At 68.9% G+C, this 15,096-nt stretch carries 10 protein-coding genes; 5 read left to right on the top strand and 5 right to left on the bottom strand.

The window, feature by feature from the left end; genetic code table 11:
• From treY to G6N16_RS12330, 3 genes are read left to right on the top strand one after another with little or no spacing between them, the layout of a single operon-like run.
• The gene (gene treY, locus G6N16_RS12340) at window positions 1-2,277 is read left to right on the top strand and encodes a malto-oligosyltrehalose synthase (RefSeq protein ID WP_083030211.1); all 2,277 of its coding nucleotides are present in this window, start codon (window positions 1-3) and stop codon (window positions 2,275-2,277) included.
• Complete coding sequence (gene treZ / locus G6N16_RS12335) at window positions 2,270-4,078, top strand: malto-oligosyltrehalose trehalohydrolase (RefSeq protein WP_083030210.1); 1,809 nt, start codon at window positions 2,270-2,272, stop codon at window positions 4,076-4,078. The genes treY and treZ overlap by 8 nt, the downstream gene beginning before the upstream one ends.
• Before the next feature lie 43 nt (window positions 4,079-4,121).
• Window positions 4,122-5,585, top strand: a complete 1,464-nt coding sequence (locus tag G6N16_RS12330) for a YeeE/YedE thiosulfate transporter family protein (protein ID WP_083030209.1) — start codon at window positions 4,122-4,124, stop codon at window positions 5,583-5,585.
• On the opposite strand, the gene G6N16_RS12325 is transcribed toward G6N16_RS12330, so the two are convergent.
• Genes G6N16_RS12325 through G6N16_RS12315 form a run of 3 tightly spaced genes read right to left on the bottom strand, consistent with a single transcriptional unit; the run spans window position 5,560 to window position 8,027 of the window.
• Complete coding sequence (locus G6N16_RS12325) at window positions 5,560-6,249, bottom strand: O-methyltransferase (protein ID WP_235674068.1); 690 nt, start codon at window positions 6,247-6,249, stop codon at window positions 5,560-5,562. The two genes, G6N16_RS12330 and G6N16_RS12325, sit on opposite strands and share 26 nt — an antisense overlap.
• A gap of 35 nt (window positions 6,250-6,284) precedes the next feature.
• Entirely contained in the window at window positions 6,285-7,562 is a 1,278-nt protein-coding gene (gene ilvA / locus G6N16_RS12320) for a threonine ammonia-lyase IlvA (protein ID WP_083033696.1), read from the bottom strand.
• Window positions 7,563-7,592: 30 nt separating this feature from the next.
• Window positions 7,593-8,027: a nitroreductase family deazaflavin-dependent oxidoreductase gene (locus G6N16_RS12315; protein WP_083033695.1), complete on the bottom strand. Its 435-nt coding sequence runs from the start codon at window positions 8,025-8,027 to the stop codon at window positions 7,593-7,595.
• 98 nt (window positions 8,028-8,125) lie between these two features.
• Between G6N16_RS12315 and G6N16_RS12310 the strand changes: the two genes are divergently transcribed.
• Window positions 8,126-9,358 (top strand): acyl-CoA dehydrogenase family protein, encoded by a 1,233-nt coding sequence (locus G6N16_RS12310; RefSeq protein WP_083033693.1) that lies wholly within the window; start codon window positions 8,126-8,128, stop codon window positions 9,356-9,358.
• Window positions 9,359-10,492 (top strand): acyl-CoA dehydrogenase family protein, encoded by a 1,134-nt coding sequence (locus tag G6N16_RS12305; protein ID WP_083033691.1) that lies wholly within the window; start codon window positions 9,359-9,361, stop codon window positions 10,490-10,492.
• Between the two features lie 76 nt (window positions 10,493-10,568).
• Here G6N16_RS12305 and dnaE read toward each other — a convergent pair whose 3' ends face one another.
• Window positions 10,569-14,117, bottom strand: a complete 3,549-nt coding sequence (dnaE, locus tag G6N16_RS12300; RefSeq protein WP_083033689.1) for a DNA polymerase III subunit alpha — start codon at window positions 14,115-14,117, stop codon at window positions 10,569-10,571.
• A gap of 93 nt (window positions 14,118-14,210) precedes the next feature.
• Window positions 14,211-15,095 (bottom strand): EamA family transporter RarD, encoded by an 885-nt coding sequence (gene rarD, locus G6N16_RS12295; RefSeq protein WP_083033686.1) that lies wholly within the window; start codon window positions 15,093-15,095, stop codon window positions 14,211-14,213.
• Window position 15,096 lies beyond the last annotated feature (1 nt).

The raw sequence follows: 15,096 nt of genomic DNA, 5'->3' as shown, positions 1-15,096 counted from the left end.
ATGGCGTTCCCGGTGTTGTCGACCTACCGTCTGCAACTGCGGCCCGGCTTCGGATTCGACGAGGCCACCGACCTGCTGGACTACTTCGCCGACCTCGGGATCTCACACCTGTACCTGTCGCCGATCCTGACTGCGGCACCCGGCTCCGAGCACGGCTACGACGTCACCGATCCCACCAGCGTGTCGTCGGCGCTCGGCGGCCCGGAGGGGCTGGCGCGACTCTCGTCGGCTGCGCGCGACCGGGGTATCGGGCTGATCGTCGACATTGTGCCCAATCACCTGGGTGTGGCACTGCCGCAGTACAACCCGTGGTGGTCCGACGTTCTCGCCCACGGCCGGTCGTCGCGGTTCGCCCGGTTCTTCGACATCGACTGGGCCCTGGATGAGGGCCGGATCGTGCTGCCGGTGCTGGGATCCGAGGATGATCTGGCCGGGCTGAGAATCGACGGCGATCGCCTCCGGTTGTGGGACAAGGCCTTTCCGATCGCCGCGGGTACCGGGGGTGGCGATCCGGTGGAGGTGCTCGCCCGACAGCATTACCGGCTGGTCGACTGGCGCACCGGGGCATGCGGCTATCGCCGGTTCTTCTCCATCACCGATCTGGCCGGGCTGCGCCAGGAGGATCCGGAGGTGTTCGAGACCAGCCACGCCGAGGTGCGCCGCTGGTTCGACGAGGGGCTGGTGGACGGGCTGCGCATCGATCATCCCGACGGACTGGCCGATCCGGCCGGGTATCTGCACCGGCTGCGCGGGCTGGTCGGCCCGGACGCCTACCTGGTGGTCGAGAAGATCCTGGCCGCCGACGAGGCGCTGGAGCCGACGCTGGCAGTCCAGGGCAGCACCGGCTACGACGCGCTGCGGGAGATCGGTGGCGTACTCGTCGATCCCGCGGGCGAGCCGGCGCTGACCGCGCTGGCCGGCGCCGCCGGATTCGATCGGACCCGGGTAGCGGCGACGGTCACCGAGCTCAAGTGCTCGGCTGCGACCGAAACGCTGCCGGCGGAGCTGTCGCGGCTGCGCCGGTGCGTGATCGCCGCCGTCGGCCACGATCACGAGCTGCTGGCCGAGGCGATCGTCGCGCTGGTCTCCCGGATCCCGGTGTACCGCTGCGACTACCACGGGCTCTCGGCGATGCTGGGCCGGGTGATCGCCGAGGTGGTCCTCGCCCGGCCGGAGCTGGCCGACCCGCTGCTGTTGGTGTCGGCGGCGGTGCAGCAGCCGGAGCCGGCCGCCCGGCTGCAGCAGCTGTGCGGCGCGGTGACGGCGAAGGCGGTCGAGGACTGCCTGTTTTACCGCGACCCGGTGCTGGTGTCGGGCAACGAAGTCGGTTGCAGTCCGGGCGGATTCGCCGTCAGCGCCGCGGAGTTCCACCGCGCCGCGGCGCAGCGCAGCCGGTACTGGCCATCGTCGATGACGACGCTGACCACGCACGACACCAAGCGCGGCGAGGACGTGCGCGCCCGGATCTCGGTGCTGTCGCAAGTTCCCGACGTCTGGGCCGACCAGGTGGCGGCATGGGAGGAAGTGGCCTCCTCCCCCGATCCGATGACCGGTTTGTTCCTGTGGCAGAACATCTTCGGGGTGTGGCCGGAAGACGGCAACGTCGACGACGAGCTGCGGTCCCGGCTGCACGCCTACGCCGAGAAGGCGATCCGGGAGTCCGGTCTGCACACCAGTTGGACCGATCCGGATACCGAGTTCGAGGCGGCCGTGCACGCCTGGATCGACGCGGTGTGCGCTGGACCGGTTGCCGACGGGCTGAGCATGCTGGTGGCTCAGCTGTCCCCGCACGCCCGCGACAACGCGCTGGCACAGGAGCTACTGGCCCTCACCGTTCCCGGCGTGCCGGACGTCTATCAGGGCACCGAGCTGTGGGAGGACAGTCTGGTCGATCCGGACAACCGGCGGCCGGTCGACTTCGCCGCCCGCCGCGCCGCGCTGGCCGACGGCCACCCGAAGCTCGACGTGGTGACCGCGGCGCTGCGGTTACGGTGCCGCCGTCCGGCGTCGTTGCTGTCCGGCGAGTACCGTCCGCTGATCGCCGACGGGCCCCGCGCGGCGCACCTGGTGTCGTTTGCCCGGGGTGACGACGTCGTCGTCGCGGTGTCCCGGTGGACCGTCGCCCTGGCGCAGACCGGCTGGGAGAACACCACATTGGAGTTGCCTCCGGGGCGCTGGGCCGATCTGGTCGGGGGTGGCGCGGTGTCCGGGCGGGTGCCGCTGGCGGTGCTGTTCGACGCTGCAGCCGTGGCGCTGTTGGAGCGCGCCGATGGCTGAGCAGGAGTTCGCCGTCTGGGCGCCGCGGCCCGAGCGGGTACGCGTCGAGGTCGACGGGGTCGCCCACCCGATGCGCCGCGATGAGGACAACTGGTGGCGCGCGACGGTCGAGGCGGGCGACGGCAGCCGGTACGGCTTCCTGCTCGACGACGACCCGACGTTGCTGCCGGATCCGCGGTCGCGGCGCCAGCCCGACGGCGTGCACGCCGCCTCGGCGCTGTGGCAGCCACCGGCTTCCGGGTGGTCCGGCGAGGCTCGGCGGAGCGGTCGCGAAGCGCCGGCGGAGCCGAGGGGAAGCCGGGGTCACCCGCATGAGACGGAGACCGGCTGGGCCGGCCGCCACCTCGAGGGCGCGGTGATCTACGAGTTGCACATCGGCACGTTCACGCCCGGCGGGACGCTGGACTCGGCCATCGACCGGCTGGATCACCTGGTGAATCTCGGGGTCGATTTCGTCGAGCTGATGCCGGTCAACGCGTTCGCCGGCAGCCACGGCTGGGGGTACGACGGGGTGTTGTGGTACGCCGTGCACGAACCCTACGGCGGCCCCGATGCACTGATGCGGTTCATCCGCGGTGCCCATGCCCGCGGTCTCGGGGTGCTGCTGGACGTGGTGTTCAACCACCTGGGCCCGTCGGGCAACTACCTGCCGCGGTTCGGTCCGTACCTGTCGGCGGCCAGCAACCCGTGGGGCGACGGGATCAACATCGCCGACGCCGATTCCGACGAGGTGCGCCGCTACATCATCGACTGTGCACTGGGCTGGCTGCGGGACTTCGGCGCCGACGGGTTGCGGCTGGATGCGGTGCACGCGCTGGTGGACACCACCGCGGTACACATCCTGGAGGAGCTGGCGGCCGAAACCGATGCGCTGGCAGGGCAGTTGGGCCGTCCACTGACGTTGATCGCCGAAAGCGACCGCAACGACCCGCGATTCATCACCCCGCGCGCCGACGGCGGCTACGGACTGACCGCGCAGTGGGACGACGACATCCACCACGCGCTGCACACCGCGGTCTCCGGCGAACGCCACGGCTACTACGGCGATTTCGGTTCACTGGCCACCCTGGCGGAGACCTTGAAGAACGGTTACTTCCATGCCGGAAGCTACTCGTCGTTCCGCCGGCGCCGGCACGGCCGGCCGCTGGACACCGCCGCGATTCCGGGGCATCGGCTGCTGGCCTACACCTGCACGCACGACCAGGTCGGCAATCGGGCGGCCGGTGACCGGCCGAGTGGATACCTGAGCGAGGGGCAGCTGGCACTCAGTGCGGCGCTGGCACTGTTGAGCCCGTTCACCGCGCTGCTGTTCATGGGTGAGGAATGGGCCGCGTCGACCCCGTTTCAGTTTTTCTCCTCGCATCCGGAGCCGGAGCTGGCCGAGGCCACCCGGGTCGGGCGCCGCGCGGAGTTCGCCGAGCACGGTTGGGACGCCGAGGAGATCCCCGACCCGCAGGATGAGCGCACCTTCGCCGACTCGAAACTGGACTGGACGGAGCTGGGATCGGGGTCGCATGCCCGGCTGCTCGACTGCTACCGGGAGCTGATCGCACTGCGCCGCTCCGAGGAGGATCTGGCGGACTTCCGGCTCGATCACCTGCGGGTCGACTTCGACGAGGACGCCCGCTGGCTGGTGATGCACCGGGGTTCGCTGGCGATCGCCGGCAATTTCGGCCCGGATCCGGTGGCGGTGCCGGTGACCGGGGAGATCGTTTATGCCTGGGGAGATCCCCAGGTCGGCGAGGGTGCGACGGTGCTGGCCGGCGAGTCGTTCGCGGTACTGAGAACACCGTCACAGTAAAAACCCCAGGGGGTATTCAGGTTTCCTGATTACACTGCGCGGCATGCATATCGGTGTCACCGCACCCCTGTGGGTGGGCCTGCTGGTCGGGATGGGTTTCGGCATTCCGGCCGCACACTGGGGCATCGGCAACCCGGAGACCGTCATCCGCACCGCACGTCTGCTCGACCGACTGATCATCGGCTGCTTCGCCTCGGTCACCGCGATCGGCGCGGTACTGCTCTACGGCCTGCACGCGCTGGGCTTCGCCATGCATTTCGGGCCCAAGCCTCTCTACCTGTGGGGTGTGCTGCTCGGCGGCCTGCTGTTCGGGATCGGCGTCGCGATCAGCGGTTACTTCCCCGGCACCGAGTGGATCGCGTTCGGCGAGGGGCGCCGCGACGCGCTGTACGCCATTCCCGGCGCACTGCTGGGCGCGGTGGCCTGGACGCTGCTGTACCAGACGCCGGTCGGAAAATGGCTGGTGCACGCGGCGAATTACGGGGATCTGATCGTCACCGGCAACATCAACAGCTTCCGGCCGGGACTGACGTTCCTGGTGGCGGTCGGCTACGCGGTGCTGATGTTCGGCGCCCTGCTGTTCCTGCCCCGCTACTCCGGCGGCACCAGTAGTTGCCTGCGGCACCTGCGCAGCTGCAGCCTAGATGAGCACGACCGCGCCCGGATGGCCGATACCAACGCCTACCTGCGGGAAGGGACCGTCGATCTGGTCCGCGACAGTGGCGGTGGGGGCACTGCCGGCGACAAGGACCTGGTGACGTCGGACGATTTCTACGCCCGGCGGATCCTGATCGTGGCGGCCTCGGTGGCGACGCTGGTCGTCGCCGCGATCTTCCTGCGGCAGATCTTCGGCCAGTCCACCACGTATTCGTGGCTGGTCGGCAAGCTGGTGCTGCCCGGCTACGACTACACCGCCGAGGTGGTTCGCGGCATCGGTTGGGAGCCGCTGACCGACGTCGGGGTGATGTTCGGCGGCCTGGTGTCCGCGGTGCTGATCGCCCGCCGGTTCGGCGGCTTCCGGCCGGTGCTGCCGCCGTCGTGGCGCAACCGGTTTGGCGCGAGCACCGGGCGCCGGGCCGCCGCAGCGTTCGGTGGGTCGTTCCTGGTGTTGTTCGGCGCCCGGATGGCAGGCGGGTGCGCCAGCGGGCACATCCTCAGCGGCGGTGTTCAGCTGGCGCTAAGTGCCTGGGTGTTCACCGCCGTGGTGCTGGTGGCGATGGTGCTGACCGCGCGACTGGTGTACCGCGACGCCGACTGGGCCACCCATCCCGTAGACACCCAGCCGGCCCCTGCCCTGGTCGCCGGCCGACGATTCAGCCGCCTCACCCTGATCGGGGTGGCCGCCGTGGCGTTGGTCGCGATGCTGGCGAGCGCCGCGTGGCTCACCGGGACCGCCGCGCTGCTGCCCTTGGTCGCTGTGCTGGTGCCGTGGGCGATCGTCGTGGCCCTGGTGCTGGCCGCGACGGTGGCGGCCCGTTCCGTCAGCCCCGGGCCGTCCAGCAGGTGATCTCCATGCCGTCGGGGTCGTCCCCGCCTTTGTTCTCGGTGATGTTCACGCTGACGTAGCCGCTGCCGGGCTCCCGTACGTAGTCGAGGTAGGGCTGGGTTTCGGCGTGGCTGGTGTTGTCGGCCAGGATCAGCGCACCCGGGGCGAGTTTGGGCTCCAGCAGCTTGATCACCGGCAGATAGAGCTCCTTCCACCCGTCCAGCAGCACCAGCCCGACCGGCCCGTCCACGTCGGCCAGGGTCTGGGTGGCGTCGCCATCGAGGATGGTGATCTCCTCGGCCAGCCCCACCTCGTCGAACGTCGCGCGGGCGGCGGCGATCTTGACCGCCGACAGTTCGGTGGTGATCACCCGGCCGGTCCCGTTGTCACGGACCCCGGCGGCCAGGTGGATCGCCGAAATACCCAGGGACATACCGAATTCCACCACCACCGCCGGTCTCGTGGCGCGCACCAGGGAGTACAGCAGCCGGCCCGCCTCCGGGGACACCGGCATGTACACCTCGGCCAGGGCGTCGGCGCGCTCCTGCGCGCTGGCGCCCGCCAGCCGTTTCATCCCGGCGCGCAGCGGCGAGTCCGGTGAGCGCAACTGCTCGAACTGGGCACCGCTCTCGGCGTACATCCGATCCAGGACGGTAGCGACGGCAGGGCTCTGCAACGTGGTCATGACTCCCACCGTACTGGCCGCAGCTGTGCGCTGTCTCAGGTCAGATAGCGATACGCCGGCGTTCCGGGCTCGAGCATCTCGATGTGGCATTCGGAGGTCTTCATCCGCTCCAACAGCCCGGGAAGGTCTCCGGCAGAGCTCAATTCGATGCCGACCAGCGCCGCCCCGGTCTCCCGGTTGTTGCGCTTGACGTACTCGAACAAGGTGATGTCGTCGTTGGGGCCGAGCACCTCGTCGAGGAAGCCGCGCAGCGCGCCGGGCTCCTGGGGGAAGTCGACCAGGAAATAGTGCCGCAGGCCCAGGTGCACCAGGGAGCGTTCCAACACCTCGCCGTAGCGGGACACGTCGTTGTTGCCGCCGGAGATCAAGCAAACCACGGTGGTGTCGGGTTCGATGTCGGCTTCCATCAGTCCGGCCACCGACAGCGCGCCGGCGGGCTCGGCGATGATGCCCTCGTTCTGGTACAGATCCAGCATGGCGGTGCACACCGCGCCCTCGTCGACGGTGGTCAGCGACACCATGTCCCCGGCCTCCGACAGCACCTGGAAGGGCAGGTCACCGGCACGGGCCACCGCGGCGCCGTCGACGAACTGGTCGACGTGCTCCAGGGTGACCGGCTCACCCGCGGCCAGCGCGGCCACCATCGACGCCGCGCCGGCCGGTTCGATGCCCAGCACCGCGGTCGACTGGGTGCGCTCGGCCAGGTAGGCGGTGATGCCGCTGATGCAGCCACCGCCGCCGACAGGAACGACGACGAGGTTGGGCTCGCGACCGAGTTGTTCCAGGATCTCCACGGCAACGGTGCCCTGTCCGGCCATGGTGCGCAGGTCGTTGTACGGCGGAACCAGGGTTGCACCGGTGCGCGCGGCGTCGTCCGCGGCCGCGGCCGCGGCGATGTCGAAGGTGGAGCCGCCGACGATCAGTTCGATGAAGTCGCCGCCGTGGTAGCGGATCCGGTCGCGCTTTTGCTTCGGGGTCTTGGCCGGTACGTAGACCCGGCCGTGGATACCCATGGAGCGGCAGGCCAGCGCGAAGCCCTGGGCGTGGTTGCCCGCCGATGCGCACACGACGCCGGCGGCGACCTCGCTCGGGCGCAGCTGCATGAGCAGGTTGTAGGCGCCGCGGATCTTGTAGGAGCGGACGACCTGCAGGTCCTCGCGCTTGAGGTAGACCCGGGCACCGGTCAGCTGCGACAGTCGGTCACTGTGCTGCAGCGGGGTGGGCGTGACGAGGTCGGCAATCCGGCGCGCGGCAGCCTCCACCTCGGTGGCGGACAGGCCCGATTGGGCTGACTGGCTCGGCGCGGCGGACACCGGTATATGGTGCCACGCCGCAGACGCGGGTCAGGCAGGGGTGAGCACGAAGACTGGGATCTGCCGGTCGGTCTTGGCCTGGTAGTCGGCGTAGTCCGGGTAGGCAGCAACGGCGCGCTCCCACCAGATGGCCTTCTCGTCGCCGAACACCTCGCGCGCCTCGTAGTCGCCGGTGACGGTGCCGTCCTGGAGCTCGACGCGCGGGTGAGCCTTGACGTTGTAGTACCAGACCGGGTTCTTCGGTGCCCCGCCCAGCGAGGCGACGATGGCGTATTCGCCGTCGTGCTCGACGCGCATCAGCGGGGTCTTGCGGATCTTGCCGGTCTTGGCGCCGATCGTGGTGAGCAGGATGACGGCCATCCCGCGCATCTGCATTCCCTGGGTGCCGCCGGAGGCCATGATCTCCTCGGCGTTCTTACGGGCCCAGTCCAGCGTGCTCGGTTCGTATTCTCCGGTCAGTGGCATGGCCTCCAGCCTACGCCCCGAACCGACGGGACCTTCCCCACTCTACCAACCGGTTGTATGGTCTAGGGACTTCGAACGAGCGCCCGCAGAGGACACCGATGGATCTGAATTGGTCGGACGACGACCGCGCATTCCGCGACGAGGTACGAACGTTCCTCGCCGAGAAGCTGACCCCGGAGTTGCAACGCGCCGGTCACCGGATGACCAGCGTCTATGCCGACCACGAGGCCAGCATGGCGTGGCAGGCGATCCTGCACGAGCGTGGCTGGGCCGCGCCGGCCTGGCCGGTCGAATACGGCGGCTGTGACTGGTCACTGACCCAGCACTACATCTTCAGTCGCGAATCGCAGCTGGCGGGCGCTCCCCCGCTCTCCCCGATGGGCATCCGGATGGTGGCGCACGCGATCATCCGGTACGGCACCGAGGAACAGAAGGCCTACTTCCTGCCGCGGATCCTCACCGGTGAGGTCTTCTTCTGCCAGGGCTACTCCGAGCCGGAGTCCGGATCGGATCTGGCGTCGCTGCAGATGGCAGCGGTCGACGACGGCGATCACCTGGTCTGCACCGGCTCGAAGATCTGGACCACCCATGCCACCGAGGCCAACTGGATGTTCGCCCTGGTGCGTACCACCCGCGGCCCGCGCAAACAGCAGGGCATCACCTTCCTGCTCCTGGAGATGTCCAGCCCCGGCATCGAAGTCCATCCGCTGGTGATGACCTCCGGCGAGCGGGTTCAGAACCAGGTGTTCTTCGACCGGGTGCGAGTGCCCAAGAGCAACGTGATCGGCGAGATCGACGACGGCTGGACCGTCGCGAAGTATCTGCTGGAGTTCGAGCGCGGCGGTTCGGTGACCGCGCCTGCGCTGCAGGTGATGGCCGACGAGATCGCGGCGGCCGCCACCGTGCAGCCCGGGCCCGGCGGTGGCGCACTGATCGACGACCCTGCCTTCGCCGCCAAGCTCGCCGATGCGCGGATCCGCACCGAGGTGTTGGAAATCCTCGAATTCCGCACCCTGGCAGCGGTGGCCGCCGGCGGAAACCCCGGCACCGACTCGTCGATGCTCAAGGTGATCAGCACCGAGCTGAGTCAGGCGATCACCGAATTGGCGCTGGAGGCGGCCGGGCCGCGCGGCCGGGTGTACCAGCCGCATGCCACCGCACCCGGCGGACCGATCAGCGACTACGAACCCCCGGCCGACGGACACCTCAGCGGTCAACCGTGGCAGGCGGTGGCACCCCTGCGGTACTTCAACGACCGCGCCGGCTCGATCTACGCCGGTAGCAACGAGATTCAACGCAACATTCTCGCCAAAGCCGCCCTAGGACTGTAAATGGACTTCAGACTCGACAACGAGCAGGAACTGCTGCGCGACGGGCTCGCCCGGTTCCTCTCGGCCCGCTATGACCTCGCCGCGAGCCGCGCCACCGCCCGAACCGGCGCCGGCTGGCAGCCCGACATCTGGCGTTCGTTCGCCGACGAGTTGGGGATCCTGGGTGCCACCCTGCCCGCCGACGTCGGCGGCAGCGACGGCGGGGCCGTCGAGTTGATGGTCATCGCCGAGGAGCTGGGCCGGGCCCTGGTGATCGAGCCCTATGTCGGCACCGTCGTGGTGAGCGGTGGCCTGTTGCGCCGTGCCGGCGGTGAGACCGCGCACGCGCTGCTGGAGCGGATCGCCGCCGGCGATGCGGTCGTCGCGCTGGCCGCCACCGAGGCCGGTTCCGTCGACGAACTGGCCCCGGTGTCCACCGCGACCCGCGACGGCGACGAGTGGGTGCTCGACGGCGCGAAGACCGTCGTCCTGGACGCGCCACTGGCCGATCACCTGATCATCTCCGCGCGGACAGACGAGGGCCTGTCGCTGTTCGTCTGCGAATTCGATGCGGCCGCATCTCCTCCCGGGGTTTCGGTGCACGGTTACCGGACCATCGACGACCGGCGCGCCGCGGACCTTTCCTTCGACGGACTGCGGCTGCCGGGCACCGCGCTGCTCGGCGAGGCCGGCTGCGCGGAGTCGAATCTGGCGCGGGCGCTCGACGAGGGCGCCACGGCGGTGGCCTCTGAGGCCGTCGGGTGCATGCGAAACGTGTTGGCGGACACGGTGGAATACGCCAAGACGCGCCAGCAGTTCGGGGCGCCGATCGGCAGTTTCCAGGCGTTGCAGCATCGGATGACCGATATGTACATGGAGTTGCAGCAGTCCGTCGCCGCGGTGTGCCTGGCGGTGCTGAACCTCGACGCGGAACCGACGGCGCGGGCCCGCGCGGTGTCGGCCGCGAAGGTGACCGTCGGCCGGGCGGCCCGGTTGATCGGTCAGGAAGCGGTGCAGCTGCACGGCGCGATGGGGATGACCGAGGAGCTGGCGATCGGTGACTACTTCAAGCGGCTGACCGCCGTGCAGTACGAGTTCGGCAGCACCGACCGTCACCGCACCCGGTATGCGGCGCTGACCCGTCCCGGTCGGTAGCGACCGACTGGAAAGGTCGCGCTGGCGTTCGCCCGCGCGGTCAGCCTGCTGCACTGACGGGCGACGGCCAGAATGCTCAGCCGCCCAGGCAGCCCGGTCCGAGCAGTGCCTTCAGGTCCCCCATCAGCGCCGAGGACGGGGTCACCCGCAGGCCCTGGTCGAGTTCCAGGGTGGTGATCCGTTCGCCGCTGATCAACCGCAGGTAGATCTGGGTGGTCCCGGGATGCCGAGCCAGCACCTGCTTGAGGGCGCTGACCTTGTCGATCGTGCATTGCCGCGTGGGCAGGCTGACCGCCAGCGGCCGGTTACCGTTGGCGCTGCTGAAATCCGGGACGATCAGTTCGTGGGCGATCAGCGAGATCCGGTCGTCGCGCATATTGACCTTGGCCTTGACCAGCACCACGGCGTCGTCGGCGACGTCGGCACCGACCATCGAGTAGGTCTGCGGGAAGAACAGCACCTCGATACCACCGGTGAGGTCCTCCAGTTGCGCTGAGGCCCAGGGCAATCCGTTCTTGTTGACCCGCCGGTTCACGCCGGCCAGGATGCCACCCACCAGCACGGTGGTACCGTCGGCGACATCGCCCTCCAGGATCGCCGGGATCTGGGTGTCGACCTGGTTGGCCAGCAGGTGCGCGACGCCGTCGAGCGGGTGCCCGGACACGTACAGCCCCAGCATCTCCCGTTCCAGGGCGAGCTTGTGCTTGTCCTCCCACTCCTCGTCGGGCACCTTGATGGTGAAGACGGAGTCGACACCCTCCGCCCCGTCTTCACTGCCGCCGCCGAAGAGGTCGAACTGCCCCACGGCCTCGGCCTTCTTGGTGCCCAGCACCGAGTCGACGGCATCGGTGTGCACCAGGAACAGACCCTTGCGGGCGTGTTTGAGCGAGTCGAACGCGCCGGCCTTGATCAGCGACTCGGTGACCTTCTTGTTGCACGCCGAGATGTCGATCTTGTTCAGGTAGTCGGAGAAATCGGTGAAGTGCCCCTTGGCCTTCCGGGTCTCGATCAGGGAGGTAACCACGTTGGCGCCGACGTTGCGGATCGCGCCCATGCCGAACCGGATATCGGCGCCGACGGAGGCGAAGTTCACCTCGGATTCATTGACATCCGGCGGCAGCACGGTGATGCCCAGGCGCCGGCAGTCGGCCAGGTACACCGCGGCCTTGTCCTTGTCGTCACCGACCGAGGTCAGCAGCCCGGCCATGTACTCCGCCGGGTAATTGGCCTTCAGGTAGGCCGTCCAGTAGGACACCAGGCCGTAGCCGGCGGCGTGCGACTTGTTGAATGCGTACCCGGCGAACGGCAGGATGGTGTCCCACAGCGCCTTCACCGCGCCCTCGGAGAAGCCGTTGGCCATCATGCCCTCGCGGAAGCCCTGGTACTCGGCCTCCAGCACTTCGATCTTCTTCTTGCCCATGGCCTTTCGCAGCGCATCGGCCTTACCCATGCTGTAGGAGGCGACCTTCTGGGCGATGAACATGATCTGCTCTTGGTAGACGATCAGGCCGTAGGTCTCGGCGAGGATCTCTTTGAGCGGCTCCTCCAGCTCGGGGTGGATCGGCTTGATCGGCTGGCGGGCGTTCTTGCGGTCGGCGTAATCGTTGTGGGCGTTCATGCCCATCGGGCCCGGACGGTACAGCGCCAACACCGCGACGATGTCGTTGAACTCGGTGGGCTGCATGCGGCGCAGCAGGTCGCGCATCGGGCCGCCGTCGAGCTGGAACACCCCGAGGGTGTCACCGCGGGAGAGCAGTTCGTAGGTCTTTTCGTCGTCGAAGGACAGCTTCTCCAGGTCGAGGTCCTCGCCCCGGTTGGCCTTGATGTTGGCCAGGCAGTCCCCGATGATCGTCAGGTTCCGCAGCCCCAGGAAGTCCATCTTCAACAGACCGATGGCCTCGCACGACGGGTAGTCCCAGCCGGTGATGATGGCGCCGTCCTGCGGGCGTTTCCACAGCGGGATCGCCTCGATCAGCGGCTGGGAGCTCATGATCACCGCGCAGGCGTGCACGCCGGCGTTGCGGACCAGGCCCTCCAGGCCCAGCGCCGTCTCGTAGATGGTGCGCACATCGGGATCGGTGTCGATCAGCGCCCGTACCTCGGCGGCTTCCTTGTACCGCTCGTGGTTCGGGTCGGTGATGCCCGAGACCGGGATGTCCTTGGCCATGATCGGCGGCGGCAACGCCTTGGTGATCCGGTCGGCGATGGCGAATCCGGGCTGGCCGTAGTGGACTCGGGCCGAATCCTTGATGGCGGCCTTGGTCTTGATGGTGCCGAAGGTGATGACCTGGGCGACGCGGTCGCTGCCCCACTTCTCGGCGGCGTAGCGGACCATCTCGCCGCGGCGGCGGTCGTCGAAGTCGATATCGATATCCGGGGCCGACGGCCGCTCCGGGTTGAGGAACCGCTCGAACAGCAGGCCGTGCGGAATCGGGTCGATGTTGGTGATCGACAGGGCATAGGCGACCAGCGAGCCGGCCGCCGATCCGCGGCCCGGGCCCACCCAGATGCCGATCGAGCGGGCATAGCTGATCAGGTCGGCCACGATCAGGAAGTACGACGGGAAGCCCTTGCCACAGATGACGTCGATCTCGTATTCGGCGCGGGTTATGTACTCCTGCGGGACCCCGTCGGGGAACCGGCGCCGCAGGCCCTCGGCCACCTCATGGCGCAGCCAGGAGCCCTGGTCGTGCCCCTCGGGCACCGGGAAGATCGGCATCCGGTCCACCGGGGTCCACACGTCGGTGTAGGGCTGCACCCGCTCGGCGATCAGGACGGTGGAGTCACAGGCGCCGGGCACCTGGTCATCCCACAGGGCCCGCATCTCCTCGGCCGACTTGAGGTAGTAGCCGTCGCCGTCGAACTTGAACCGGGTGGGGTCCGACAGCGTCTTGCCGGTCTGCACGCACAGCAGCGCCTCATGGTTGTGCGCGGCCTCGCGGGTCACGTAGTGGCAGTCGTTGGTGGCCAGCGGCGGGATGTCGAGCTTGCGGCCGATCTCCAGCAATCCCTCGCGGACCCGGCGTTCGATGGATAGACCGTGGTCCATCAGTTCCAGGAAGAAATTCTCCGGACCGAAGATCTCGCGCCACTTGGCGGCGGCCTCCAGCGCCTCCCGGTCGTGACCGAGGCGCAGCCGCGTCTGCACCTCCCCGGACGGGCAGCCCGTCGTCGCGATGATGCCGGAGGCGTGCTCGGCGATGATCTCGGCGTCCATCCGGGGCCACTTGCCCAGCTGGCCCTCGAAGGACGCCAGCGAGGACAGTTTGAACAGGTTGCGCAGGCCGGTGGCGTTCTCGGCCATCATCGTCATGTGCAGGTAGGCACCGCTGGCCGAGACGTCGTCGGAGCGCTGGCTGGGATCACCCCAGGTGATGCGCTTGGTGTCGAACCGCGACGCCGGGGCGATGTAGGCCTCGATGCCGATGATCGGTTTGATGTCGGCCTTGACGGCGGCGTTGTAGAACTCGCTGGCGCCGAACATGTTGCCGTGGTCGGTCATCCCGATGGCCGGCATGCCCAGCCGCTTGGCCTCGGCCAGCATCGGGTTGACCTTCGCCGCACCGTCGAGCATGGAGTACTCGGTGTGGTTATGCAGGTGCACGAAGGATCCGGAGGTAGCCATAGGACGACCAGTCTATGACCGAGCGCCGACAGATTCGGCCCACCCGCGCGGGGCGTCGAGCGTGTCCGGCGTGCCGTCCCCGGCGTGTCGGCGCTACCGGGTCCGGGCCCGGCGCACGGCGTCGGCGCTGAACACCGCCAGGGCCACCCAGATCAGCGCGAAGCCGGCCCAGCGGGCCGGTGACATCACCTCGTGGCCGACGACGATTCCCCAGGTCATCGCCATCGCCGGGGTCAGGTACATCAGCAGTCCGAGGGTCACCAGCGGCAGGCGCTGGGCGGCGGCGGCAAAGCACAGCAGCGGGATCGCGGTGACCGGGCCGCTCAGCAGCGTCAGCACCACATGCCCGGCGCCGAGTGTGGTGAAGGTGGTGCCGCCGTCGTGCACCAGGAAGGCGAGATAGCCCAGCGCGACCGGGGTCATCAGCGCCGCTTCGACGCCGACGCTGATGGTCGGGTCGACGGGGACCACCTTCTTGACGGCACCGTAGAGACCGAAGCTGCCGGCCACCGTCAGCGCGACCCACGGCGGGGAGCCGGCCTCGACGGCGATGATCAGCACGGCGACGACGGCGATGCCGAGTGCGGCCCACTGCGCGCGGTTGAGCCGTTCGGCGAAGAGCAGCACACCGAGCACGACGCTGAACAGCGGGTTGATGAAGTAGCCGAGGGCGGCGTCGGTGACATGGCCGTTGTTGACGGCCCAGATGTAGCTGCCCCAGTTGATGGAGATCAGCACCGCGGCGACGCCCAGTTGCGCCCAGGTGCGGGCATCGAGGTGCCGCAGCTGCGGGGGGGCGCCGGTCAGCGCCAGCACCACCGCCATGAACACCGCCGTCCACACGATCCGGTGCGCCAGCACCTCGATCGCTCCCGACGGCAGAAGCAGCGGGAAGAACGCCGGGAACAGCCCCCAGAGCCCGTAGGCGCCGAGCCCGAACAGCAGGCCCGCGCCGGACCGGGTCTGCGGGTGGCTCAAC

It is taken from the genome of Mycolicibacterium insubricum (assembly GCF_010731615.1).
Taxonomy (GTDB): Bacteria; Actinomycetota; Actinomycetes; order Mycobacteriales; family Mycobacteriaceae; genus Mycobacterium; species Mycobacterium insubricum.
The sequence above is the reverse complement of the archived record's forward strand: the minus strand, read 5'-3'. Positions and strand labels throughout refer to the sequence as shown.